This is a genomic window from Agrobacterium sp. rho-13.3 (assembly GCF_033957765.2).
Taxonomy (GTDB): Bacteria; Pseudomonadota; Alphaproteobacteria; order Rhizobiales; family Rhizobiaceae; genus Agrobacterium.
Genome location: NZ_CP192774.1, coordinates 361,704 through 386,248, shown reverse-complemented (window position 1 = coordinate 386,248; position 24,545 = coordinate 361,704). Strand labels below are relative to the sequence as shown.

The window sequence follows — 24,545 nt, the reverse complement described above, 5'->3', positions numbered from 1 at the left end:
TGATAGAAAATAATCGTCATATGTTTGACGAATCGCAATTTATTTTCTACAGATGGCCCGATGCCACGCAAAATTTAAATCTTTATTCAAAGTTCTCACGCTTCATCTGTCCTTAACGGTGCGATGAAAGCACATGTGAGGCGCAGGACGCGCTATTCCCTCATCCGAAATTGATGTCGCTCCGTTGCCTCTGGTGCCGGTGCTCGTCCCCTTGTGAGCGCTCATGAAGAACCTGCCGATTTCCCGACAACTCATCCTGCTCGTCGTTGCGCTGATGGTAGCGTTTGCGACTGCGACCTATTTCCAGATCAGATCATCGGCCAACGCGATTTACGAAGAGCGTTACGGCATGATGCGGACGCAGGTGCAGTCCTCCATCTCGATCCTTCAGTCATTTTACGACAAGGAAAAAGCAGGCACGCTGACGCGTGAGGAGGCCATGAAGCAGGCCTACGCGGTCGTCGGGGCGATGCGTTACACGCCTGATGGTTACATGTTCGGTTACGATTATGATGTAAAGATGATGTTCCATCCCGATCCGAAACGTATCGGACAAGGCTTCAAGGGCAAGACGGACAGCGCTGGTTTCGCTTTTCGTGATGAGCTTGTGCGGCTGGGCCGTGCCGGTGGCGGGCAGGTTGATTTTCTGGCGACGAAGCCGGGCGAAAACGAAGATCTGCAATTCCCCAAAAGCTCCTACGCCATGGCGTTTGAGCCGTGGCAGGTGGTCGTCGTCACCGGCGTTTACATCGATGATCTTCAGGCCCAGGTTCGCTCCACCATCATCGATGCGCTTTCCTTCGGCATCGTTGTGTTCCTGCTTGGCCTTGCCGCAGCCTATGTCGTCATCCGTGGCATTTCCAAACCGCTGGACGATATTCACAAGGCGTTGGGTGAAGTTGCCAATGAGAATGTCAATCTTTCCATTCCCCACACCGGCATGAAAAACGAAATCGGCCTCATGGCCAAGGCAACGGCATCCCTGCAACAGAAGGTGCGCGAGCGTCATACCATGGAGCAGCGCCAGGAAGAGCAGCAGCAGCAGCTCAACTCCGAGCGCCAGACCAATCTGGATATGCAGCGGAACGAAGCCGAGGTTCAGGCCCGCGTCGTTGCCACCATTGGCGAAGCGCTGGAACAGTTGGCGCAGGGAGACCTGACCGTGCGTTGCCGCGACCTCGGTCCCCGCTACGCCGCACTGCGCGACAACTTCAACGAGGCGCTTTCGCATCTGGACGCCGCCATGGCGAAGGTCAATTCCAAGAGCATCGATATCGGTGGCTCCAAGGACGAAATCCGCAACGCCTCCAACGAGCTTTCGCAGCGCACCGAGCGTCAGGCCGCAAGCCTTGAGGAAACCTCAGCGGCTCTGGACGAGTTGACGGTTGCCGTGCGCCAAACGGCGGATGGTGCATCCGAGGCCGCAAAGCGCGTCACCTCCATCAGCACCGACGCAAGCCGCAGCGACATGATCGTTGAGCAGGCGATTGGCGCCATGAGCGGCATCGAGCAGTCTTCGGAAGAAATCTCCAAGATCATCAGCGTCATCGACGACATCGCCTTCCAAACCAACCTGCTTGCCTTGAACGCAGGCGTGGAAGCGGCCCGCGCCGGTGAAGCCGGTAAGGGCTTTGCCGTCGTGGCACAGGAAGTGCGCGAACTGGCCCAGAAATCCGCCTCTGCCGCCAAGGGCATCAAGGACCAGATTTCCCGCTCTTCCACTCAGGTGGGCAATGGCGTGCGTCTGGTGGGTGAAGCCGGAGATGCATTGAAACGGATTTCCGACCAGATCAAATCCGCCAGCGAAATCGTCAGCAAGATCGCCCACTCGGCAGCAGAGCAGGACACCACCCTGCGCTCCATTTCCTCTTCGCTGAACCAGCTGGACGCCGCCACCCAGCACAATGCTGCGATGGCCGAAGAGACGACCGCATCGGCAGAAGCGCTGGCGACGGACACCGAAGAACTGCTCGATCTGATCCGCACATTCCGCGTGTCTCAATCTTCCACGTCGTCACTGCACGGCGTAGGCCAGCAGATGCGGAAAGCAAGCTGATCGGCCTTGAAGGCCAGTATCGCATGACGCAAAACGCCGTGGAGAAATCCACGGCGTTTTATTTTTCAGGTGGCGAGGCGTGAGCAATCAGCCGCGCCGTGCGGCCTCGATCTTGGCGACGTCGATCTTCTTCATGGTCATCATCGCATCAAAGGCTCGTTTCGCCTCGGCACCACCGGCGGCCATGGCTTCCATCAACACGCGCGGCGTGATCTGCCACGAGATGCCCCATTTGTCCTTGCACCAGCCGCAGTCACTTTCCTGCCCGCCATTGTCGACGATGGCATTCCAGTAACGGTCGGTTTCCGCCTGATCTTCCGTGGAAATCTGAAACGAAAATGCTTCATTGTGCTTGAAAACAGGCCCGCCATTGAGGCCAACACAGGCCACACCCGCCACCGTAAACTCCACCATCAGCACATCACCCTCCTTGCCGGACGGGTAATCACCGGGTGCGCGATGAACGCGACCAACCACGCTATCGGGAAATGTGTCCGCATAAAAGCGTGCGGCGGCTTCGGCGTCCTTATCGTACCAGACGCAAATCGTATTCTTGGCCATGATGCATTCCTCCCTGAAATCCATGATGATTACAGGAATAAATGCGGCAGCGTGGCGAACGTTCCTCAGGCAGCGGCGACTGCGAGGTGAATACCGGAGTCTTTTTGAAGGGCATGAATGACGTTAAAAAGATTGTCGGCACGCGGATTGCCCTTCGGACCGAACATCCGCATCAGGCTTTTAGCGGGCATATCCACCTGCCCTGCCAGCACCTCAAAACCGATTGTGGCGTTGATGAAATCCCGAAGGACGGCTTTTCCCGTCTCGACATCACCTTCCAGCAATAGTTCTACAGCGTCCGAAAGCAGAGCGGCGCGAAAGCCGGGATCTTTTTGCGCCCTTGCCTTGACTGTCTCTTTGAATGCTCGCGTGAGTACCATATCAAATACCTTTTCTGGATTTATAATCCTGCCAGAAGGCATGAGCCGCTTCGATATCGTTCTGTTGCCGCGTCTTGGTTCCGCCAACCAGGAGAACCACAAGTTTCTCGCCATCCCGACCGAAATAAATCCGATAGCCCGGTCCATAATCGATCCTGTATTCCAACACACCCGAACCGACGGTTTTGACGTTGGAAAAATTGCCTTGCCCCATCCGGGTCAAGGCAATCGTCACTTTGGAAGCTGCACGAGCTTCAATTTTCGTGAACCACCGACCAAACGGACTTGCACCATAGCGGTCGATATATTCAACGATATGCATTCGCTATAGTACCATAAACGTTACTATTGGCAAGTTTGCATCACCCGCTGATCTTCGAGAAGTCGGCAACCGTTCCAGTCGCTTCGCGGATGGCTTTCAGCAGGGCCAGACGGTTGGCGCGGATGGCCGTGTCTTCGTCGTTGACGAGGACGTCCTCGAAGAATTTGTCCACCGGAGCGCGAAGCGTGGACAGCGCCTGCATGGCAGAGCGGAAGTCCTCCGTTGCGACAGCCATAGCGGCATCGGCAGAGGCCGTCTTGATCGCCGCATAAAGCGCTTTTTCGGCATCGAGCTTCAACAGATCTTCCGAAACGCGATCGGCAACGACAGTGCCCTTCTTTTCTTCGGCGGCCAGAAGCTGGGTGGCGCGCTTGGTGCCCGCCAGAAGGTTGATGCCATCCTGATCGGTGACGAAAGCCGTCAGCGCTTCGACGCGGCGGGCGATCATCAACAGATCGTCGGACTCTGGTGTGACCACGGCATCGATCAGATCGTAGCGTGCGCCGAGATCGCGGAGGTAGACTTTCAGGCGGTCGTGGAAGAAGGACAGCAAATCCTGATCCTTCACAACACTGAGTAATGGCAGTCTTACACTGCGCTCCAATAGAATGCGCACAACACCCAATGCCGCACGACGCAGAGCGAACGGGTCTTTCGAGCCTGTCGGCTTTTCATCGATGGCCCAGAAGCCGGCGAGGGTGTCCAGCTTGTCGGCCAGTGCGACGGTGATGGCGACCTTGTCCGAAGGCAGGCGGTCGGATGGGCCTTGCGGTTTGTAGTGGTCTTCGATGGCGGCGGCGACGCTTTCGTTTTCGCCTTGCAGCGTCGCGTATTTGCGGCCCATCAGGCCCTGAAGTTCGGGGAATTCGCCGACGGCCTCGGTGCGCAAATCTGCCTTGGCGAGAACCACGGCGCGGTCCACAAGCGCTGCGTCTGCACCGACGATCGGCGCGAGCGCCTTTGCCAGTTCGCGAATGCGCGACACGCGCTCGCCCTGTGTGCCGAGCTTGGCGTGGAAGGTCACGTTCAGCGCGTCGAGCTTTGCCATGCGCTGATCCAGCGGCTTTTTCAGGTCGAGGCTGAATTTGGCGGCCGAATCGTTCAGCGTTTCGAGGTCTGGCAGGTCGCCCTGGTCGCGGGTCCAGAAATGCTTGGCGTCGGACAGGCGGGCGCGCACGACCTTGCCATTGCCGTGAATGATTTCCTTGCCGCCATCCTTGGCTTCGATGTTGGACACCAGAATGAAGCGGTTGGAGAGGCCTTCTTCTGCGCCTTGTGGGCGGGTGACGAAGCACTTCTGGTTGGTCTTGATGGTGAGGCGAATGATTTCCGCGGGGATTTGCAGATAGTCTTCCTCGAAGGTGCCGATCAGCACCTGCGGCCATTCCACGAGACCGGAAACTTCTTCCAAAAGGCCTTCGTCTTCCACAAGGTCCAGACCGTTGGCGAAGGCCAGATCCTTGGCATCATGCAGGATGATGTCCTTGCGGCGCTCCGCATCCAGAATGACCTTGGCTTTTTCGAGGTTCGAAACATAGTCCTCGAAGCGGCGCACGGTGATGGCGTCTGGTGCGTGGAAGCGGTGGCCGTATGTCACGTTGCTGGCGACGATGCCGTCAATCGCGAAGGGAATGACCTGCGTTTCATCATGTTCGGGGCCAAACAGGCAGACGATGGATTGCAGCGGGCGCACCCAGCGCAGGCTTTCCGAGCCCTTGCCTTCAATGCCGCCATAGCTTGAGCCTTTCGGCATGGAGGCCGGACCGGAGCGCATGGATTTTGGCCATGGAAAACCGCGAATGATGCCGGGCATCACGTCCGCAATAATCTCTTCCGCAGGGCGACCGGGCTTGTTGATGATGGCGATATAAAAATCGCCTTTCTTGGGGTCGGAAACGACTTGCGCCTGCGAAATATCGCTCAAGCCTGCGCCGCGCAAAAAGCCTTCAATCGCCTTTTCATTCGCATCGGTGCGCGGACCCTTCTTTTCCTCACGCACATCGGCGGAGCGGGCGTTGAGGCCACGAATATCCAGCGTCAGGCGGCGCGGCGTCCAATATTCACGCGCACCCTCATAACTCAAGCCTGCTTCCACCAGCGCATCGGTCACGAGCTTCTTCAGATCGCCAGCCGCCTTGCGCTGCATACGGGCAGGAATTTCTTCGGAGCGAAGTTCGAGCAGAAGATCAGGCATTGTTCATTTCCTTCGCCCGCATGCTTGTTTCAGTCTTGTCCGTCCTCACGCCTTCGGCGCTGCGGGCGGACGGCTGGGCCGGGATTTCCTCGGAGCGAAGTTCGAGCAGAAGATCAGGCATATGTATATTCCGGTGTCATGGAGATTTTCAGTTGGTCTCTGCTAGCAAAGTTTTGGGCGGATGCACAATGTAAATATCGGTGGGGTGGTTCATCGCTGGTGCCGGAGCAAGCTCGCCCCCCTCTGACTTTCAACGTTGCACTCCTTGCCACATCCTCCGCCCTCATGCTGAGCAACCATGAGACAAAGTTTGTCTGTCATTGGGGAATTTCGGTCCACGGCTTGCGTCTTGCGAGGACAGCGTTTGCGAAGTGGACGAGCTTTCTGGCGCAGGCAATCACGGCGACCTTGTGGCTCTTGCCGGCATCGATGAGGCGCCTGTAAAGAATGCGCAGGGCCGGATTGTGTTTCTGGCTGCCGGAGAAGGCGGCCATGAAGACGACCTTGCGCAGCCGCACGCGCCCTCCGGCAATATGCCTGTCGGACGAGGACGCGCCGCTGTCCTTGTTGTAGGGCGCAACGCCGACAAGGGCTGCAGCCTCGGCTCGGCTGAGATGGCCGAGCTCGGGCATGCGGATGATGAAGGTCACCGCCGTTGCCGGTCCGATCGTGGGGATGCTTTGCAGCAGGTCCAGCTTTTCAGCCAGATCGGGATGGGCTTTCAGCCGTTTGGTCAGGTGCGCCATCCGCTTGACCTTGAGCTTGACCAGCCGCTTGATATTGTCATCGATGAGCTGCAGATTGGCCTTTGCACTGTAACGCTCGCGCCGTGTTTTGAGACGGCAAATATCCTCGGCAATCTGCTCGATCATGGTCAGATCCTCTGCAAACGACGGCATGCGCGGGTCCGGTGCCTGACGGTCGGGAGCCAGGAGGCTGACGGCAGCCAGAATGAGCTGGGCATCGATTCGGTCGGTCTTGGCCTTGCCATTGCGGAATTTGCGAAAGCCGTGGATCTGGCGCGGATCAAGGACAAGCACGGTAAAGCCCGCCCTTCGCAGGGCAGCAACAGCCGCTGCCTCATAATTGCCGCTGGCCTCAAGGCCGATGCGTGTGACGCCTTCGCTGGCGAAACGGTCAATCAGCCGCTGGTGACCGGCACTGTCATTGCTCTCGCTCAACACCGCTTTCATGCCTTCGATTGCAATATCCAGTCTGTTCTTGGAAACGTCGATACCAGAATGTTTCATGATCATGCGATCCTCTCCGTCGACCCCGCCTTGCGTTCATGCGAACCTAAAGTTCAGACAACCATTCGGGTCCTGTGGGAAAAGGCCAGTCCGATCCGGCTCAGCAACAGCCCTGAAGGCTAAGGTGGCAACGATCCGAAACCAGCCGCACCCAGGAAGCGGCCGCCCCCTCAGTGCGAGGCTATGTTACAACGGTTTTCTTATACAAGGTGGCGCGCAGCGCCCTCGAAGCATCCGGCCCCACGCACTCTGCCCGTAACCCTCGTCCTTCGAGGGTCGCTTCGCTCCCACCTCAGGATGAGGGTTACTGCCGTCGCGCTCTGCATCTTGCATCTCAAATCTTGCCTCATGTCCATGTCAAAAATCCCGGCCTTGCTCGTACCCAAGCTTCGCCGTTCACGCGGCATCATCTGCCCGTGGTGTGATCTTCATTCAGTGTCCATCGCCTGATCGGCCATGGTATGTCGGACGGGGCGCAGAAAGTTGCCTCGTTGGGTAGTTCAAGAATGGCACCTCTCAGCGCCCCGCTCGGCTGTTGTTGCCGGACAGCAATCCACTTGCCATGGCTGGCAATCCCGGAGGGCGAAGGGAAAACCTTGCCGGAGAACCGGTCGGACATGATCAAGGTCCAACCCTTCCCATCCGGGTGGCAATATCCTGTTTCCAGAACACCGCCTGCCAGTTCGGCCCCATCTGCCTTCGATTTGCTCCCGCGCCGATAATCAAGGGGCGGGAGGATCGATCCGTTTTTCGCAAAGACGTCCCGCTGCACCAACGGCTGCGGGTCGTCCTCGCGATCCGTCCGCGCCGTATCGCTACGGTGCGGGGCAGATGCAGCGTGTTCCTGTGTACCGCCTGACTTTCGCCTCTCACCCGATGGTCGCGTTCGACCACAAGACGATGAGCTGTCGGTACACCCGGCGGCGGTTAAGCCTTTCGGGCATCGGGACGATAACGCCAGCCGGTCCGCAACCGGCGTCATCCTCCTCCCGTTGCCGCCGGGGGGATTTGCTGCCCGGCCCCGGCGGTGAAGGTTTGCGTAACCCCTTCACCGCCAGCACCGATCCCGCCTCGCCGCAACGCCTTGCGGTGTATCCGAGGGCGGAACGGGGGTATTATCTCTCAGGTTTGGAGCGTGTGGAGAAAGTTGCGAAAATTTCATATTACGTGGTTTTATCTTATAAAGCATTGATTTTATTTTATATTTTTGTGACAGTGGGAATTTTGATGGGCGTGCCTTACCCTCCATCCTCATGCTGAGGTGCTTTGGCCGGAGGGCAAAGCCTCGAAGCATCGGTTGGTTGGCGCATGTCGCCCGCATCCCTCGTCCTTCGAGGGTCGCTTCGCTCCCGCCTCTCCTTCGACAAGCTCAGGATGATGGATGAGGGATGAGGGATGCTGCCATAGCACCCTTGGCCGCACCCTCGCTATTACGTCCCACTCCTCGCCAAATCCTCCGCCCTCATGCTGAGGTGCGCAGGCGAAGCCAGAGCCTCGAAGCATCGGGCTGCACACTCCACCCACACAGAAGTTCTTGACCCGCAGCCCTTCCCCGTGGCACCTGTCCGCATCGAAGTAAGTAAGCACTTACTACCCCTCTTTTGACCGTGATGACTGAAATGACTGACGTTCCAGACCATATGAACCCGAAACGTTCCTTTCAGGCGCTGATCCTGACGCTGCACAATTACTGGGCGGACAAGGGCTGTGCTGTGTTGCAGCCTTATGATATGGAAGTGGGCGCGGGAACGTTTCACCCGGCGACCACGTTGCGGGCGCTCGGCCCCAAGCCGTGGAAGGCCGCTTATGTGCAGCCATCGCGCCGCCCGTCTGACGGTCGGTACGGGGAAAACCCCAACCGGTTGCAGCATTATTACCAATATCAGGTCATTCTCAAACCCAACCCTTCCAACCTTCAGGAGCTGTATCTCGGCTCGTTGAAGGCCATTGGTCTTGATCCGCTGCTGCATGATGTGCGCTTTGTGGAAGACGATTGGGAAAGCCCGACGCTGGGCGCCTGGGGTCTGGGCTGGGAATGCTGGTGTGACGGCATGGAGGTGTCGCAGTTCACCTACTTCCAGCAGGTTTGCGGCATTGAATGCTCCCCGGTTGCGGGTGAGTTGACCTATGGTCTTGAGCGTCTGGCGATGTATGTGCAGGGCGTGGACAATGTTTACGACCTGAACTTCAACGGCCGCGAAGGCGACGAGAAGATTTCTTACGGCGATGTTTTCCTGCAAGCCGAGCAGGAATATTCCCGCCATAACTTTGAATATGCCGATACGGCCATGCTGCATCGCCACTTCATCGACGCCGAAAAAGAATGCAAGGCGCTGCTGGATGCCGGCGCGCCGGGCGACAATGCCAACCAGATGCTGCACAAATGCGTGTTTCCGGCCTATGACCAGTGCATCAAGGCAAGCCATGTTTTCAACCTGCTGGATGCGCGCGGCGTGATTTCCGTGACGGAGCGGCAGAGCTACATCTTGCGCGTTCGCACACTGTCCAAGGCGTGTGGCGAAGCGTTCCTGATGACGGATGCGGGTGGTGCGAACTGGAACAAAGCCGCCTGAGTCTTGCACGCGGCGGGGTGATGACGGGGAGCGGATTGCACGGTAACGTGCGGTTCGGCACAATATTTCATCTGGGGTTTCATGAGGGGGATCTGAAATGTTCATCGCACTGGCCGTCGTTGCGGCAATCGCGCTCTATGTCGTCTTCATTTATAACGGCCTCGTCAAAGCGCGGCAGGTGAAGGAAGAGGCATGGTCGGGCATCGACGTGCAGCTGAAACGCCGCGCTGACCTTATTCCCAACCTGATTGAAACCGTCAAAGGCTATGCCGCGCACGAGAAGGGCACCTTTGAGGAGGTGGTCAATCTGCGCAACCGGGCGCAGGCCGTGCCGGCGGGCGATGTGGAAGGCCGGGCGCAGGCGGAAGGTCTGCTCGGGCAAGCGCTGGGCAAGTTGTTTGCGCTGGCGGAAGCCTATCCCGATCTGAAAGCCAACGAGAATTTTCTGGAATTGCAGCGTTCGCTGGAAACCATCGAAGGTGAAATCCAGATGTCACGCCGGTATTACAACGGTGCGGCGCGTGACCTGAATGTGAAGGTGGAAAGCTTCCCGTCCAATCTGGTGGCGGGGCAATTCGGCTTTGCCAAGGCACCCTATTTCGAGATTACCAACGAGGCGGACCGCGCCGTTCCTTCCGTGAAATTCTAAAATCAAGGCTGGCGATGCAGCTGGCGAGAAGACGATAAAGCCATGATCGAACTGACCATTACTCCGCCAAACCACGCCCTTTCCGGCAAGGTAGAGCCGCCCGGCTCCAAATCCATCACCAACCGCGTTTTGCTGCTGGCAGGTCTTGCCAAGGGCAAAAGTGTTCTGACCGGCGCGCTGAAAAGCGACGACACGCTATTTATGGCGCAGGCGCTGCGCGCCATGGGGGTGACGGTTTCCGAGCCGGATGCGACGAGCTTCGTGGTGGAAAGCAACGGCGTGTTGACTGCGCCCACCGAGCCGCTTTTTCTCGGCAATGCTGGCACGGCGACGCGGTTTTTGACGGCGGCGGTGGCTTCCGCTGACGGCACCGTGGTGGTGGATGGCGATGAGCATATGCGCAAACGCCCGATCAAGCCGCTGGTGGACGCTTTGCTTTCACTGGGCATCGAAGCGGATGCACCAACTGGCTGCCCGCCGGTGACGGTGAAGGGCAATGGACAGGGTTTTGCCAAGGACAGCGTCACCATCGACGCCAATCTTTCCAGCCAATATGTCTCTGCCCTTTTGATGGCCGCGCCCTGTGGGTCAAAGCCGCTGGACATTATTCTGGCGGGCGAAGAGATTGGTGCGAAGGGCTATATCGAACTGACCGTATCGGCCATGGAAGCCTTTGGCGCCAAGGTGGAGCGGGTGAGCAACGCCATCTGGCGGGTGCATCCGACCGGCTACAAGGCCAGTGATTTCCACATCGAACCCGACGCATCTGCCGCCACCTATCTGTGGGGCGCCGAACTGTTGACACAAGGCAAGATCGACATCGGCACGCCTGCCGACGCCTTCACGCAGCCGGATGCGAAAGCCTATGCTGTCATGGCGCAATTTCCCAATCTGCCAGCCGAAATCGATGGCAGCCAGATGCAGGACGCCATTCCGACGATTGCCGTGCTGGCCGCTTACAACAACACGCCGGTGCGTTTTGTGGGCATTGCCAATCTGCGGGTCAAGGAGTGCGACCGTATTCGGGCGCTGTCTCTCGGCCTTAATGGCATTCGCGAGGGGCTGGCGCATGAGGATGGCGACGATCTGATCGTGCAGTCCGACCCTGCTCTGGCGGGCCAGACGGTTTCGGCCTCCATCGATACGTTCCACGACCACCGCATTGCCATGAGCTTTGCGCTGGCGGGTTTGAAGACCGGCGGCATTGCCATTCAGAACCCGGCCTGCGTGGGCAAGACCTATCCGGCCTATTGGAAAGAACTGGCTTCGCTGGGCGTGACCTATAAAGAAACCGGACAGGATTGACCGCAAAGAGGACGCCGCCCGTGAAGACCATTGCTGCCAGATGTCTCGCGCTACTCGTCCTCTTCCTCGCGGCCCTGCCCGCACACGCGGAAGAGTTTATCCGGTCTTACCATTCGGTGGTGGATGTTGCCCGCGACGGCACCTTGACGGTGACGGAAACCATCACCGCCCGCGCCGAGGGCGACCAGATCAAGCGCGGGATTTTTCGCGATTTTCCGCTTTACGCGCTGGATGGCAACAATCGCCGCACGAAAGTCGGTTTCGATGTTGTGTCCGTGGAGCGTGACGGTTCGACGGAGGACTGGCGCACGGAGAGCATTGATGGCGGCATCCGCATCTATACCGGCAATGCCGACCGGTTTTTGGCCACGGGCGAACACGTTTTCCAGATCACCTACACCACCGACCGGCAAATCCGTTATTTCGATGGCTATGACGAGTTGACCTGGAACGTGACCGGCAATGGCTGGCAATTTCCGATGCGTGAGATTTCGGCCACCATCACGCTGCCAGATGATGTCAGCGCGACCGATGCGGCGGTTTACACCGGGGTACTCGGCGCGACCGGCAAGGACGCCAAAGTGCTGCGGGAGGGCAACGAGGTTTTCTTTGCCGGAACGCGGCCTTTCGCTGCGGGTGAAGGTATGACCGTGGCGGTAAAGCTGCCGAAGGCCGCTATCGAGCCCCCTTCCTCCACGCTGGAAAGACGCTGGTGGCTGCGGGATAATCTGGCGATTATCATTGCGGGCATCGGGCTGCTGGTGGTGTTCGGCTATTATTACAAAGCGTGGGCGGCAGTGGGGCGCGACCCGGCAGGCGGCGTCATCGTGCCGCGTTGGGATGCGCCGGATGGTGTCTCGCCCGCTCTGGTCAACTACATCGACAATAGAGGTTTTTCCGGTGCCGGATGGACGGCGCTTGCGGCAACCGCGCTTGATCTGGCGGTGAAAGGCTATGTGACGCTGGAAGACCTCAAAAAATCCATCGTCATTCGACGGACGAAGAAAAAGATCGAGGACAGTTTGCCCGTGGGACAGCGCACATTGCTGGCTTCGATCGGTGCGCCGGGGGATGATCTGACCATCGACAAGGCAAATGGCACGAAGGTTCAGAAGGCAGGCGACGATTTCCGATCAGCCATCGAAAAAGAGCATCGCGGCAAATATTACAGGAGCAATATCGTCTACATCATTGGCGGTCTGGCGCTCAGCATCGCCATTATCGTTGCCACGCTGATCGTTGGTGATTTCGATGAAAACGACATTGGCGGGATCATCACGCTGTTGATGACGGCGATCTTTTTTGCCGTGGCTGCGGCGATTTTTGGCAAGATGCGCAAACCCGGCAGATCTCTGCTGTCACGCATCGGCAGCATCTTTTTCATGGCCGTTTCAGGCTTTGTGGGCTTCATCCTCGTTGCCAGCCTTTTGGGAAAAATTTTCTTCGATCATGTCCATGATGCCAATTCGCTGGCGGTGGCGGCCATCGGGCTGATCGTTCTCATCAACGTGCTTTTCCTGTTTCTGATGGGCGCACCGACGCCGCTTGGACGCAAGTTGATGGATGGCATCGAAGGCTTGCGAAACTATCTGACGCTGGCTGAAAAAGACCGGATGAACATGCAGGGTGCCCCGCAAATGTCGCCGCAGCATTTTGAAACGCTTTTGCCCTATGCCGTGGCGCTGGGGGTTGAAAAGCCATGGAGCAACACGTTTGAAACATGGCTGGCCACTGCGGCAGCGGGTGTCGCGACTGCCGCTTATGCGCCGGGCTGGTACAGCGGAAATTACAGCAATTTCGGCGACCGGATCGGTGGTTTTTCGTCGTCCATGGCATCCACCATCGCCTCGACCATTCCCCAGCCGACCACGTCCTCCTCGTCCTCCAGCTTTTCTGGCGGCGGCGGTTCATCGGGGTCTGGCGGCGGCGGCGGTGGTGGGGGCGGCTGGTAACCGCCAACGCTTTGTTCTCTCCGGCTTTCAACCGAAATCCAGCAGCCTCGCGTCTGCGGCGATAAAGAGTCTTTTCGGATCAAGTCCGGGATGACGGCGTAAAAAAGGAAGCTTAATCACCGTAAATTTGCTTCAAACCTAAGTTGTCAGAAATCTCAGACGAAGGTTAAACCTCGTCCTCTTTCTTGACGCGATATTCACCCGTTGTCGGGTCTTTGATCAGCGTGCCGGTGGCACCTGTTTCGCGTTCTTTTTCCTGCCGCTTCGATTTGGAAGACAGCTTTTCGGCGTCTTGGACGAAACGCTTGTAAAGAATGATCGCCCCGAACACGAGCAGGGCGATGGTAATGAGTTGGGCCATTTATGTCTGTTCCATCAGAATCCGTAACGCGCCCACAATGCCTTTTCTTCCGCCACTTCCGCAAGTCCCGAAGCGGCAGAGGCGGCAATGCTTTCCGCGTTGAAGCCAACGCCCGGCAGTTTTTTACCAAACAGGCTGCGGCCGCCGCTGACGAGCTGAAGCTTGACCTTTTCGCCGTAACGGCGGCGCAGCACGTCTTTCATGTCGCCCAGCCCGTCGATAAGGCCGAGATCGAGGCCGCGCATACCCGTCCAGAACAGGCCGGAGAAGATTGTCGGATCGTCTTTGAGTTTAGACCCGCGACGCAACTTGACCATCTCGATGAAAACATTGTGGATTTCGAGCTGAAGCGATTTCAGATAATCGATGTCGCCTTCTTTTTCCGGCTGGAAAGGATCAAGAATGGCCTTGTTCTGGCCCGCCGTATAAACGCGACGCTCTATACCAAGCTTTTTCAGCAACTCAGGGAAACCGAAGCCGCCGGAGACAACGCCGATAGAGCCGACGATGGAGGTGGGATCGGCAATGATTTCATCTCCTGCCAGCGCAATCATGTAACCGCCGGATGCCGCCACATCTTCCACGAAGATCAGCACCTTCTTGTTCTTTTCCTCGGCGAGCTGGCGAATGCGATTGTAGATCATGCGCGACTGCACCGGCGACCCACCGGGCGAGTTCAGCGAAATGGCAACGGCAGGCGCTTCCTTCATGCCGAACGCCTTGTCCAGCAGCGGCGCATAAGATGCCAGATTGAGCGCCGGACGAAGCTGACTGCCGCCCGCCATGATGGCCCCGTGCATCCGCACAACCGGAATCACCAACTCCGTCTTGCGAAACCGCTTCGGCACCAACCGCTTCAAAAATCCGGCCATCTTATCCTCATTTCAATTCGTTTCTGATGACGGATGTATGTATCGCGTGGGTAAACGCAATGGCGGGGTGGGGATAATTTGGTGCAGAAGACGGTGTCTTGAGCTCTCAATGTGCGCGATACGGGCGATTATGACGCCAACATTAGCGAAGCTTCATTTGGGCAAATAGAGGCTGAAAATATTTAGGCCTGACCGAAGCTTTCGCTTTGGCCAGGCCCGCAAGCCCCTTTCGGGAAGTGACTTTTTTGTAGCCCCCATCGCTTAAAAAGTCAAGGTACTGTAAGCCCTAACGCATGTCGTAAGGCCTTCTCAATCAGCGCCATATCAGTAGATGTCATTGGCTCAGATAAGAATTTTTGCCCGGATGCTACACGATCGAGACGGGCGTGAGACACGTGAGCGACCATCTCACATATCGCCCACACTGGCTTCGTCAAACTCTCATACGCGTCGGCGGGTATCGGCACATGAGATGGCTGTGTTGTACGTGGCTCTGTTGCTGAAAATGGCACCACAACGCATTTCCCCGGGATGACCATGCTGGGCCGCTTATTGTATGATTTCGGAGACACAACCACGACCCGGCGAATTTTTCGCATTTCTGGCGGCACGGTCGCCATATCGAAATTGCATATCAAAATCATACCGCGAGCGGGTGTAAACGTAATCAAAACGGCCTCAAAAATTCTGAAATTTATAAAATTATAAAAATTGAACCTATGCTAACGAGCAGTAGCAAAGATTCAGATCGTCTTTATTTCCGCTCTCGCACATCATTCCGCAAATACCCCACCCGCCCATTGCTCAAATCATCCACCACACGCGCAAACGCATGGCTGCCATTTTCATGCATGATGAGCGGCGCGCGGAACGTGAGGCGGGCGCGGGAGCCTTTTATGGCGGTGAGGAGCATACGCACCGCGTCTTCACCGTCTCGCGGATGGATCAGGGTGACTTCGATGCCGCCGAAGCGGCGGCCGGAGGCGGTGATGATGTCGGCAATGGATTGGGGTCTGGCGATGAGCGACAGTTGGCCGCCGGGAACCATGATGGCTGCGGCGGTTCTGAGCCAGTGTTCGAACAGATCGTCCGTCATGGCGTGGGCTGCGGCTTTCAGCGCATCCGGGGTTTTGCGGTCGCCCGCGTCATTGTAGGGCGGGTTCATGATGACGTGGTGGAAGTGATTATCCAGCAGGCCAGCCTCGATGCGGGCCGTGGCGCGGAGTGTTACGTCGGCCTGGCGCACCGTTATGCGCGGCGCAAACTCGGCATTGGCGGGCAGTTCGCGGCTTCGCTGGGCAAAATCGGCCATTTCTGGAGACATTTCAAACAGCGTGACCTGAGCGTTTTTGAGACGCGACGCCACGGCCATGCCAGCAGCACCGGCCCCGGCACCCAGATCCGCAACCCGGCACGCGCTTTCATCGGCCACAAGCGAGGCCAGCAGCATGGCGTCCATGCCCGCCCTGTGGCCCCTACCCTTGGGTTGGAGAATTTGGAAGCGACCGCGATGAAACGCATCGATTGTTTCGGAAACGGTGTCAGCCATGGATTTTCTCAAGCCTTGTCTTCGCGAAGCTCGTCTGAAAGCCCGGCATCGATGAAGATACGCCGTGCCTCATCGGCGCGCTCATCCTCCACCAGAAAGCGGCGTGGCAGAAGCCCCAGAGAGCCTTCGAGAATACTCATGCCTTGATCGGCGATGAAGCAATGTATGCCGGCATCCTTCATAAGACTTTCCGCAAAAGACAGAAGAACGGCATCATTTGTCCGAATCAGTTCACGCATAGGTCAATTTCCACCAGAATTCCCATCTTTTTGAACGGCGTGAGGCAATTCGCCCCTTGCCGCTTTCCACGTCGCTTTCTATTGTCGGCCCCAATTACTGAACAGGAGTCCGGTCCGTTGGGCGTCGTCATACCGCTTGAAGAAAGCAAAAACAAACTCGCATCCGTCAAGCCGCTTGTCGACCTGACCCGTCCAGATATGGAAAGGGTGAACCAGCTTATTCTTTCCAAGGCCGGTTCCGATGTGCAGATGATCCCCGAAGTGGCCAATCACCTGATCTCTTCGGGTGGAAAACGCCTGCGCCCCATGCTGACATTAGCCTCTGCCACCATGTTTGGTTACGAGGGCGAAAACCACATCAAGCTGGCGACCAGCGTGGAGTTCATGCACACGGCGACGCTTTTGCATGACGACGTGGTGGATGAAAGCGATCTGCGCCGTGGCAAATCGACGGCCCGCACCATCTGGGGCAATCAGGCCAGCGTTCTGGTGGGTGACTTCCTGCTGGGCCAGGCCTTCCGCATGATGGTGGATGTCGGATCTCTGGATGCGCTGGATGTGCTGTCCACCGCCGCATCCGTTATCGCAGAAGGCGAGGTTCTTCAGCTTTCCGTTGCCAAGAACATGGAAACCACCGAAGATGATTATCTTCAGGTTATCCGCGCCAAGACCGCAGCTTTGTTCGCTGCCGCTGCCGAAGTGGGGCCGATTGTCGCCAAGACCGACAAGGCCACCCGCAGCGCCTTGAAATCCTATGGCATGAACCTCGGTCTTGCCTTCCAGCTGGTGGATGATGTGCTGGATTATGGCGGCAAATCCGCTGATCTGGGCAAGAACACCGGCGACGATTTCCGCGAAGGAAAAATCACGCTTCCGGTTATTCTGTCCTATCGCCGCGGCACGGAGCAGGAGCGCGCCTTCTGGAAACGCGCCATCGAAAACGGCGAAAGCACGGATGAAAATCTGGAAACGGCGCTGGGTCTGATCAAAAAATACAATGGTCTGTCCGACACCATTGCCCGCGCCAATCATTACGGCACCATTGCCCGTGATGCGCTGGCACCGCTGCCACATTCCGCTTCGAAAGATGCATTGATGGAAGTCATCGACTTCTGCATCGAGCGTGTGAACTGACGGATTTCCGGGCGTCGCGGCAAACGGTTCTGTTTGTCCGCGATGCTGACTTTTTACAAATCCAAAGTCGCTGGTGGAATTTCTTGCAGGCTTGCTCCAAAAAAGCCATTCTATCGTGACGTGGTGCGTCAGCGCGTGAATCACTTAACGGTTCGGGCATATTTTCACTTCAAGCATTACGGCGTTTCGGTGCATATGCACAAAAGCAAAGGTTTCTTCATGCGGCGCAAACCAGCATTTCGTCTTCTCTGCGGCGCGGCGTTCATTGCCGCACTTTCTGTCAGCGCTGGCCCCAGCACCGTGTTTGCGCAGACAAAGCCTGCCGCCGCCAAGGCAGAAGATACCGCGAAGGCGGACAACACCGTCAAATTCGACCCTGCCAAGGTCAACACCTTTTCTGGCGCATTCCTTGCCGCCCGCACCGCAGATGTGGATCAGGATTACGCGACCGCCATCACGCTTTACAAAAAAGCGCTGGATTTCGACACGGCCAATTCGGAAATCCGCCAGCGTCTGATGATCGCGCAATTGCTCAGCGGTGATTTTGACGCCGGCGCAAAGATTGCCGATTCGCTGAAAGACGACAGCTCCGTGGAGCGCGTGACGACCATCGTTCGGGCGCTGTCCGACATCAAGAACAAGGAATTTTCCAATGCGGAAAAAGTCCTGAAATATAGCGGTCCGAATGATCTGGACCGCATGGTCAACACGCTGTTGACGGCATGGGCACGCGCAGGCAGCGGCAAAGGCAAGGAAGCCTTGGCTCTTGTCAACGGCATGAAGGGACCGGGCTGGTTCTCGATTTTCCAGAAATATCATGCAGGTGCCATCGCCCTTGTGACCGGCAACACGGAAGCGGCACGCAAGAGCCTGAACGATGCCGTGGCCGACCGCGAAGGCGGCGCGACCGCCACCGACACCTACATGCGCGCCGTGATGGCGTTGGCCCGTCTGGAAGCCAAGGCCGGCAACAAGCAGAAGGCACTCGACACCATTGCCGTGGGCGATGGTTTTGCCCCCAATTATGCGCCGCTGAAGGCGCTGCGCCAGAGCATCGACAAGGGTGACAAGCCAGCACAGCAGGTTGAAACTGCCGTTGAGGGTGCCGCCGCCGTGATGTTCTCCATCGCCGGTGCGCTGAACCGCGAGGGCGCTGAAGAAATCGTCACGCTTTACCTCCAGACATCGCGTGCGCTGGACCCGAAAAGTGCCGATACGCTCATTCTGCTTGGCGGACTGGCCGAGGCGCAGAAACAGTCTGATCGGGCCATTCAGTTTTACCGTGAAGTTCCGGCCGATTCGCCGATGCACCGCATTTCCGAATTGCAACTGGGCCTGACGCTGGCGCAGACCGACAAGGTTGGCGAGGCGCGCACGCACCTTAAAGCCTTGCTGGAATCCGACCCCACAGACCTTCGCTCTTATCTTGCCTATGGCTCGGTGCTATCAGATGCCAAGGACTTCGCCGCCATGGCGGCGAATTATGACAAGGCCGTCGAGGTTATCGGTTCCGTGCCGAAAAAAACCGACTGGACGATCTTTTTCCAGCGCGGCATTGCCTATGAGCGCCTGAAAGACTGGGACAAGGCGGAGCCAAACTTCAAGCGCGCTTTGGAACTCAGCCCGGAACAGCCGCAGGTTCTGAACTATCTGGGGTATTCCTGGGTCGACAAGAACATCAATCTCGATCAGGGGATCGACATGATCCGCCGTGCTGTCGAGCTTCGTCCCAACGATGGTTATATCGTTGATTCGCTCGGCTGGGCACATTTCCGCCTTGGCGCTTTCGATGAGGCGGTGACGGAACTGGAGCGTGCTATCGAGCTTCGCGCCGGTGACCCGACGATCAACGACCATCTGGGCGATGCCTATTGGCGCGTGGGCCGCAAGATCGAGGCCGTCTACCAGTGGAACCGTGCGCTGATTGGCGATAGCGACGATGTGGACAAGGCCAAGGTGAAAGAAAAGATCGCCAACGGCCTGCCAGCCTTGGAAAAAGACGCGGAAAACACCGCCAAGAAGGAACAGGCACCACCGCCGCCTGTGGCACCGGCCCCTACCCCGGACAAGAAATCCTGACGCAGTATGCGGTCGCATGAGCCTATCGGAGCGGTCGAGACAATCGAGACCGCTCCAGCCAAAATCAACCTCGCTCTGCATGTCGTTGGCATGAGGGCAGATGGATATCATCTGCTCGAATCCCTGGTGACCTTCACCGAGGTGGGTGATGTGATCCGCATTCAGGACGCGCCGGAGGATTGGTTTTCCATCTCCGGTCCATTCGCGCGCCTGTTGTCGCAAGGTGAGCCGCGCAACAATCTCGTGCTTCAGGCGCGTGATCTTCTGCGAGGAGCATTTGGTTCAAACCTAAGACCCGTTTCCATTCACCTTGAAAAAAATCTGCCCATCTCTTCCGGTATTGGTGGTGGCTCGGCAGATGCGGCGGCGGCTTTGCGTGGATTGTTGCGACACTGGAACGTCGCGCGAGATGCTGAGACACTCCAGACCATCGCGGTGAAGCTTGGGGCCGATGTGCCGATGTGCCTCGCCAGCCAGCCGCTGATCGCGCGCGGCATTGGCGAACACATCGATTTGCTTGATGACCTGCCGACGCTGTTTATGGTGCTGGTCAATCCGTTGAAGGGCGTTTCGACACCGGAAATTTTCAGGCGTTTGACTGAGAAGAATCATCCGCCGCTTGGCGAGCGCGGCCACACCAGTTGGTTTGAATTCATTCAAAAAAGCCGCAACGATCTTGAGCCGCCAGCGCGCGTGGTGCTGCCGGATATTTCAGAGGTTTCCGATCAGCTTTCACGAGCGGGTGCATCGCTGGTGCGGATGTCCGGTTCCGGCGCCACCTGTTTCGGGCTTTTTGCCACAATGGCAGAGGCTGAAACCGCCGCGACCAGACTTCGCGACCAGCGCCCGGACTGGTATGTTCAGGCGACCGCAACCATCACAGGGCCAAAGACATGAACACCGAGCGACCCTTTATTCCCGTTGGCATTGCGGTTTTGACCATTTCGGATACCCGCACGCTGGCTGACGACAAATCCGGCGATACGCTGGCCGCCCGCATTGCAGACGCAGGCCATCTGCTGGTGGACCGCGCGATTGTGCCGGATGACAAGGCAGCTATTCAGGACAAGGTTCGCGGCTGGACGCTGTCTGACAACATCGACGTGGTCATCACCACCGGCGGCACCGGTTTTACGGGCCGTGACGTGACGCCGGACGCGCTGGAGCCTTTGTTTGAGAAGCGCATGGATGGCTTTTCCGCCGTGTTCCACCGCATTTCCTATGACAAAATAGGCACGTCCACCATCCAGTCACGCGCCACGGCGGGGCTTGCCAATGCCACCTTCATCTTTGTGCTGCCCGGTTCTCCGGGTGCCTGCAAGGATGCGTGGGACGGCATTCTCAAAGCGCAGTTCGACTACCGCCACATGCCGTGCAATTTCGTGGAAATCATGCCGCGTCTGGATGAGCATTTAAAACGCGGCAAGGCGCAATCCTGATTATCGTGCGGCCCGCAACGCAGAAGAAGGAATGAGTTCTGCGCTCAAGCGGCGCGGCTTTTGCGATTTTGGAAACTGATCCAGCGACATACCGGATTTGGCCAGAGACAAAGCCTCCTGCTTGCGCAACAGCAGACCATACTCCAGCGGCGGCTTGCGGCGTATGAAGCGGGCGATGAGCGATGGCCGGAAATGGCGCGACGGCGAAAACCGCGCCGATGCCTGATTGAGCGCGGTATATTCGAGAATATCCTCGATCCACCCGCTCTGCGGGCGGCTGCCCGGCTCCATCATCAAAATCCATTCGCCGCGCGCCGAAGCAACGATATCGGCAATATCCCACTCCGTGTAAAAACGGCAGCCCGCTGCCTCCGCCACCCGTGACGAGCCATCCTGCGAGGCGTGGTCAAGCACGATCACATCACTGATCAGCCCTTCGACGGCGCCAGAGACAAGTGTAGACAGCGTGTGCGCGAGTTCCGGTTCCTGGTCCCGGCATTCCATGATGACTGTGAGCATGTACCTATCAGTGTGCGAGCCGTTATGTCGGTAAAGTAGCAAAAGCATACTGCAACGCACAACAAAATACCATCTGCCGATATTTCATTTTGTTCTTGTATTGTTCTCACTTCTCAGTTAGAAATCTGGTTATCCACCAAGCTGGCAAATGCTGGCAGGAGTATCCAGATGAGACAAGATGTGCTTTCGGGGCAGGCTGCTTTTCAGCCGGGCCATACGCCGGATATTGCCAATGCGCTGGCCGACGCATCCGGTTTGCGGATCGAGATAGACCGTCGCCGCGGGCGCGGTGCGGGCATGAATCCGACTGGACGTTTTGAACCGTTGCAGCGCGAAGCCTTCGATGATGGCTGGCAGATTCTGGAGGAACTGCCGGAATTTCGCACCGAAGTGCAGGTGGAAAAGCCACGCACGATCATCAGCCGCAATGATTCGCCTGATATTCCATTCGATCGCTCCATCAATCCCTATCGGGGCTGCGAACATGGCTGCATCTATTGTTTCGCACGGCCCACGCACAGTTATATGGGGCTTTCCCCAGGGCTGGATTTCGAGGCGAAGCTGTTTGCCAAGCCGGATGCGGCAAAGGTGCTGGAGCGGGAATTGGCAAAGCCGGGCTACAAGGCCCGCGTCATTGCCATCGGCACCAATACCGACCCTTACCAGCCCATCGAGCGGGAATGGCGCATCATGCGGCAGATCCTTGAGGTATTGGCGAAGGCCGAACACCCGGTGGTCATCGTCACCAAATCGGCGCTGATCACCCGCGATATCGATATTCTGGCTCCTATGGCGCAGAAGGGATTGTTGAAGGTCGGCATCTCCGTCACCACGCTGGATAAGAAGCTGGCGCGCAGCATGGAGCCAAGGGCATCCACGCCCTCCAAACGGCTGGAAGCGATCAAGACACTGACAGATGCGGGCATTCCCACCGCCGTGATGATGGCCCCTGTCATTCCCGCGCTCAACGACCATGAAATCGAACGTGTGCTGGAGGCCGGAAAAGCGGCCGGGGCGACAGAAGCATCCTATGTGCTTTTGCGTCTGCCGCTGGAAGTCAGCCCGTTGTTTCGCGAATGGTTGTTGCGCAACTATCCGCACCGTTACCAGCACGTCATGTCGCTGGTGCGCTCCATGCGCGATGGCAAGGATTACGATGCGGAATTTGGCAAGCGCATGAAGGGTGCTGGACCCTATGCCTGGCAGATTGGCCGTCGGTTCGAGATGACGACCAAGAGGCTGGGTCTCGTTCGCCGTGGCATTCAACTGCGTGATGATCTGTTCATTGCGCCGGGAGGTGCAGGCGTGCAGCTTTCGCTGCTTTGATATTGATGATGGCATGTTTGTCGTTGCCATTTTGAGAATACCCGTAGTGTCTTAACCCCTGCGCTACGGGCTATGCCCCCGGCATTTGCCGCCTCGCATGCGATTCGTGTTCTTTCCGCCCCAATTGAGAGAACACCCGAGATCTTGATCGACCTCACGCGGTGGCCACGCCCCTTATCCGGCTGCCGCACATATCGCAGCGGCCGGGGGCTTGCAGGAGATCGGTTGCCTGTGCGAGTTTCCGCCGCATGAAGCAACGCACAGCATCCGATTCTCCTGCCCTCTTTGATCTGCTCATCACCGGCCCGGATTTCAGTCTGGAGCTTGAGGCGAGAAAACATGGCCACTGGCCGGTTGCCGGCACGGACGAAGCCGGGCGCGGCCCTCTGGCCGGGCCTGTGGTGGCCGCTGCTGTGATTCTCGATCCCGACCATATTCCCGATGGGCTGAATGATTCCAAGAAGCTGACCAAAGCTCGACGGGAAATGCTGTTTGAAAAAATCATGGAAACATCCATCGTTTCCATCGCCTCATCCGGACCACAACTGATCGACAGGATGAACATATTGCGCGCCAGTCTGGACGCCATGCGCCGCGCTGTTCTGGGCCTGAACATTGCGCCCGCAATGGTGTTGACCGATGGCCGCGACGTGCCGCCCGGCATTCCCTGCGCCGCCAAGGCCGTCATCAAGGGCGACGCCCGCTCCGTCTCCATCGCCGCCGCCTCCATCGTCGCAAAAGTCACAAGAGACCGGATGATGGAAAAGGCCGGTTTGATTTATCCGGCATACAGTTTTGGAAAACACGCCGGATACGGCACGCCAGCCCACTTGCAAGCCATTGAGACAAACGGCCCCTGCCCGCTGCATCGGATGAGTTTCAGGCCTTTGAGGGTGGATTGAACTCTATTCAAACAACAATCGGAACATCGACCACCAGCAGCCCCGGCTTCCCAAATGGTAATTGTGCGATAACTTGACCATCCGGGTTTAATAAAGCGGTTGGCCCCAAAGAAACGCGGCCATTGCCTTCACCCGTCACGTCTGCAGATAAAAGCCACAAGCCGGTTTCCTGACATCGCTTGCCGCGAACAGCGTTGTGCACGTCGCGAAATGTCTCAGCACGCTCACGTCTCATCATGTTGTTCGCAGGACAGAGGATGACTGTTGCACCACCGTCGGCAACCCGCCGAGCGGATGCGGGAAAGTTCGTATCGTAGCAAATATTTATCCCGAACTTCAGCGCACCGACGCTAAAAACTGGCATTTCCTCCCCCGCGCAAAAGGCGGCCTCTTTGGGTAAAAGAAACGACTTCCGATAACAGCCGATCATTTTCCCACCTTCGATGACGGCGGCGCTGTTGAACAGTTTACCATCAGACACTTCAATAAATCCGACAACGATGACGGGAGTTGTCTTCGAGAATAGTTGAAGGATGTGCTGGAAGCGCGCAGACGCGATATCAAAGGCGATTTTTCTCGCTGATGTCTCTTCGGTTACATAGCCCTGCAAGAAAGCTTCCGGGAAACACAGTAATTTCGCACCCCGTATCTCTGCCTGTCTCGAAAACTCCACCAAACAGGATAGAGCGCCCTCAAAATCATCCTGATACTCGTGGGTTTGTGCGGCTGCTATCGTGACAATTTTCATCATCGCATGTCCGTTGAACTCATTGCCCGGAATCAATCAACTGAACTACAAACCAAACAAAAAACCCCGTCGATAAACATCAACGGGGTTCGAAATTTCAGACCTCACAACGCAAGCGGCATAACCGCCCTCGAA

At 57.5% G+C, this 24,545-nt stretch carries 25 protein-coding genes; 11 read left to right on the top strand and 14 right to left on the bottom strand.

From position 1 onward, the window contains the following. Positions 1-223: 223 nt before the first annotated feature. Positions 224-2,056: a methyl-accepting chemotaxis protein gene (locus tag RMR16_RS01805; protein ID WP_320199028.1), complete on the top strand. Its 1,833-nt coding sequence runs from the start codon at positions 224-226 to the stop codon at positions 2,054-2,056. Between the two features lie 87 nt (positions 2,057-2,143). Here RMR16_RS01805 and RMR16_RS01800 read toward each other — a convergent pair whose 3' ends face one another. The 7 genes from RMR16_RS01800 to RMR16_RS01770 all read right to left on the bottom strand — a co-directional run bounded on the left by RMR16_RS01800 (position 2,144) and on the right by RMR16_RS01770 (position 7,745). Further along, positions 2,144-2,617 (bottom strand): VOC family protein, encoded by a 474-nt coding sequence (locus RMR16_RS01800; protein ID WP_320199027.1) that lies wholly within the window; start codon positions 2,615-2,617, stop codon positions 2,144-2,146. Between the two features lie 65 nt (positions 2,618-2,682). Next, complete coding sequence (locus RMR16_RS01795; RefSeq protein ID WP_320199026.1) at positions 2,683-2,997, bottom strand: DNA-binding protein; 315 nt, start codon at positions 2,995-2,997, stop codon at positions 2,683-2,685. A gap of 1 nt (position 2,998) precedes the next feature. Further along, positions 2,999-3,319 carry a type II toxin-antitoxin system RelE/ParE family toxin gene (locus RMR16_RS01790; protein WP_320199025.1) on the bottom strand — a complete coding sequence of 107 codons (321 nt, stop codon included), beginning with the start codon at positions 3,317-3,319 and terminating at the stop codon, positions 2,999-3,001. Positions 3,320-3,359: 40 nt separating this feature from the next. Then, positions 3,360-5,513, bottom strand: coding sequence for a glycine--tRNA ligase subunit beta (gene glyS / locus RMR16_RS01785; RefSeq protein WP_320199024.1), 2,154 nt, complete (start codon positions 5,511-5,513; stop codon positions 3,360-3,362). After that, a complete protein-coding gene (locus RMR16_RS01780) occupies positions 5,506-5,634 on the bottom strand; it encodes a hypothetical protein (protein WP_320199023.1) in 129 nt (42 codons plus the stop codon). The genes glyS and RMR16_RS01780 overlap by 8 nt, the downstream gene beginning before the upstream one ends. 196 nt (positions 5,635-5,830) lie before the next feature. Continuing rightward, on the bottom strand, positions 5,831-6,769 hold the full coding sequence (locus tag RMR16_RS01775; RefSeq protein WP_320202252.1) for an IS110 family transposase: 939 nt from the start codon (positions 6,767-6,769) through the stop codon (positions 5,831-5,833). A gap of 400 nt (positions 6,770-7,169) precedes the next feature. Beyond that, the gene (locus tag RMR16_RS01770) at positions 7,170-7,745 is read right to left on the bottom strand and encodes a hypothetical protein (RefSeq protein WP_432354084.1); all 576 of its coding nucleotides are present in this window, start codon (positions 7,743-7,745) and stop codon (positions 7,170-7,172) included. 637 nt (positions 7,746-8,382) lie between these two features. On the opposite strand from RMR16_RS01770, the gene RMR16_RS01765 reads away from it, so the two are divergent. From RMR16_RS01765 to RMR16_RS01750, 4 genes are all read left to right on the top strand, one after another. Beyond that, positions 8,383-9,336: a glycine--tRNA ligase subunit alpha gene (locus tag RMR16_RS01765; protein WP_320200801.1), complete on the top strand. Its 954-nt coding sequence runs from the start codon at positions 8,383-8,385 to the stop codon at positions 9,334-9,336. A gap of 97 nt (positions 9,337-9,433) precedes the next feature. Beyond that, positions 9,434-9,985, top strand: a complete 552-nt coding sequence (locus RMR16_RS01760; RefSeq protein ID WP_320200802.1) for a LemA family protein — start codon at positions 9,434-9,436, stop codon at positions 9,983-9,985. A gap of 42 nt (positions 9,986-10,027) precedes the next feature. Continuing rightward, positions 10,028-11,290 (top strand): 3-phosphoshikimate 1-carboxyvinyltransferase, encoded by a 1,263-nt coding sequence (locus RMR16_RS01755; RefSeq protein WP_320200803.1) that lies wholly within the window; start codon positions 10,028-10,030, stop codon positions 11,288-11,290. 20 nt (positions 11,291-11,310) lie between these two features. Then, positions 11,311-13,242 carry a DUF2207 domain-containing protein gene (locus RMR16_RS01750; protein WP_320200804.1) on the top strand — a complete coding sequence of 644 codons (1,932 nt, stop codon included), beginning with the start codon at positions 11,311-11,313 and terminating at the stop codon, positions 13,240-13,242. Between the two features lie 166 nt (positions 13,243-13,408). Here RMR16_RS01750 and RMR16_RS01745 read toward each other — a convergent pair whose 3' ends face one another. The 5 genes from RMR16_RS01745 to RMR16_RS01725 form a co-directional block, all read right to left on the bottom strand. Beyond that, on the bottom strand, positions 13,409-13,603 hold the full coding sequence (locus tag RMR16_RS01745) for a hypothetical protein (RefSeq protein ID WP_320200805.1): 195 nt from the start codon (positions 13,601-13,603) through the stop codon (positions 13,409-13,411). A 14-nt stretch (positions 13,604-13,617) separates the two neighbouring features. Continuing rightward, positions 13,618-14,475 carry a S49 family peptidase gene (locus tag RMR16_RS01740; protein ID WP_320200806.1) on the bottom strand — a complete coding sequence of 286 codons (858 nt, stop codon included), beginning with the start codon at positions 14,473-14,475 and terminating at the stop codon, positions 13,618-13,620. Between the two features lie 269 nt (positions 14,476-14,744). Beyond that, positions 14,745-15,074 (bottom strand): type II toxin-antitoxin system PemK/MazF family toxin, encoded by a 330-nt coding sequence (locus RMR16_RS01735; protein WP_432354696.1) that lies wholly within the window; start codon positions 15,072-15,074, stop codon positions 14,745-14,747. A gap of 155 nt (positions 15,075-15,229) precedes the next feature. Beyond that, a complete protein-coding gene (locus tag RMR16_RS01730) occupies positions 15,230-16,024 on the bottom strand; it encodes a tRNA1(Val) (adenine(37)-N6)-methyltransferase (protein ID WP_320200807.1) in 795 nt (264 codons plus the stop codon). Between the two features lie 8 nt (positions 16,025-16,032). After that, positions 16,033-16,263, bottom strand: a complete 231-nt coding sequence (locus RMR16_RS01725) for a DUF2007 domain-containing protein (protein WP_320200808.1) — start codon at positions 16,261-16,263, stop codon at positions 16,033-16,035. Positions 16,264-16,380: 117 nt separating this feature from the next. Here RMR16_RS01725 and RMR16_RS01720 point away from each other — a divergent pair, with 117 nt between their 5' ends. The 4 genes from RMR16_RS01720 to moaB all read left to right on the top strand — a co-directional run bounded on the left by RMR16_RS01720 (position 16,381) and on the right by moaB (position 20,915). Then, positions 16,381-17,397, top strand: coding sequence for a polyprenyl synthetase family protein (locus RMR16_RS01720; RefSeq protein ID WP_320200809.1), 1,017 nt, complete (start codon positions 16,381-16,383; stop codon positions 17,395-17,397). A gap of 219 nt (positions 17,398-17,616) precedes the next feature. Continuing rightward, positions 17,617-19,476 carry a tetratricopeptide repeat protein gene (locus tag RMR16_RS01715; RefSeq protein WP_320200810.1) on the top strand — a complete coding sequence of 620 codons (1,860 nt, stop codon included), beginning with the start codon at positions 17,617-17,619 and terminating at the stop codon, positions 19,474-19,476. A 6-nt stretch (positions 19,477-19,482) separates the two neighbouring features. After that, positions 19,483-20,373, top strand: coding sequence for a 4-(cytidine 5'-diphospho)-2-C-methyl-D-erythritol kinase (locus RMR16_RS01710; protein ID WP_320200811.1), 891 nt, complete (start codon positions 19,483-19,485; stop codon positions 20,371-20,373). Next, positions 20,370-20,915 carry a molybdenum cofactor biosynthesis protein B gene (moaB, locus tag RMR16_RS01705; protein ID WP_320200812.1) on the top strand — a complete coding sequence of 182 codons (546 nt, stop codon included), beginning with the start codon at positions 20,370-20,372 and terminating at the stop codon, positions 20,913-20,915. Before RMR16_RS01710 ends, moaB begins: the two co-directional genes overlap by 4 nt. Here the strand turns inward: moaB and RMR16_RS01700 are convergent, their stop codons facing one another. Continuing rightward, complete coding sequence (locus RMR16_RS01700) at positions 20,916-21,434, bottom strand: glycosyl transferase (protein ID WP_320200813.1); 519 nt, start codon at positions 21,432-21,434, stop codon at positions 20,916-20,918. It lies immediately after the preceding gene. A gap of 168 nt (positions 21,435-21,602) precedes the next feature. Between RMR16_RS01700 and RMR16_RS01695 the strand changes: the two genes are divergently transcribed. Continuing rightward, positions 21,603-22,760: a PA0069 family radical SAM protein gene (locus tag RMR16_RS01695; protein ID WP_320200814.1), complete on the top strand. Its 1,158-nt coding sequence runs from the start codon at positions 21,603-21,605 to the stop codon at positions 22,758-22,760. 248 nt (positions 22,761-23,008) lie between these two features. Beyond that, positions 23,009-23,662, top strand: coding sequence for a ribonuclease HII (locus tag RMR16_RS01690; protein ID WP_320200815.1), 654 nt, complete (start codon positions 23,009-23,011; stop codon positions 23,660-23,662). 7 nt (positions 23,663-23,669) lie between these two features. On the opposite strand, the gene RMR16_RS01685 is transcribed toward RMR16_RS01690, so the two are convergent. Continuing rightward, on the bottom strand, positions 23,670-24,413 hold the full coding sequence (locus tag RMR16_RS01685) for a carbon-nitrogen hydrolase family protein (RefSeq protein WP_413786022.1): 744 nt from the start codon (positions 24,411-24,413) through the stop codon (positions 23,670-23,672). Between the last annotated feature and the right edge of the window lie 132 nt (positions 24,414-24,545).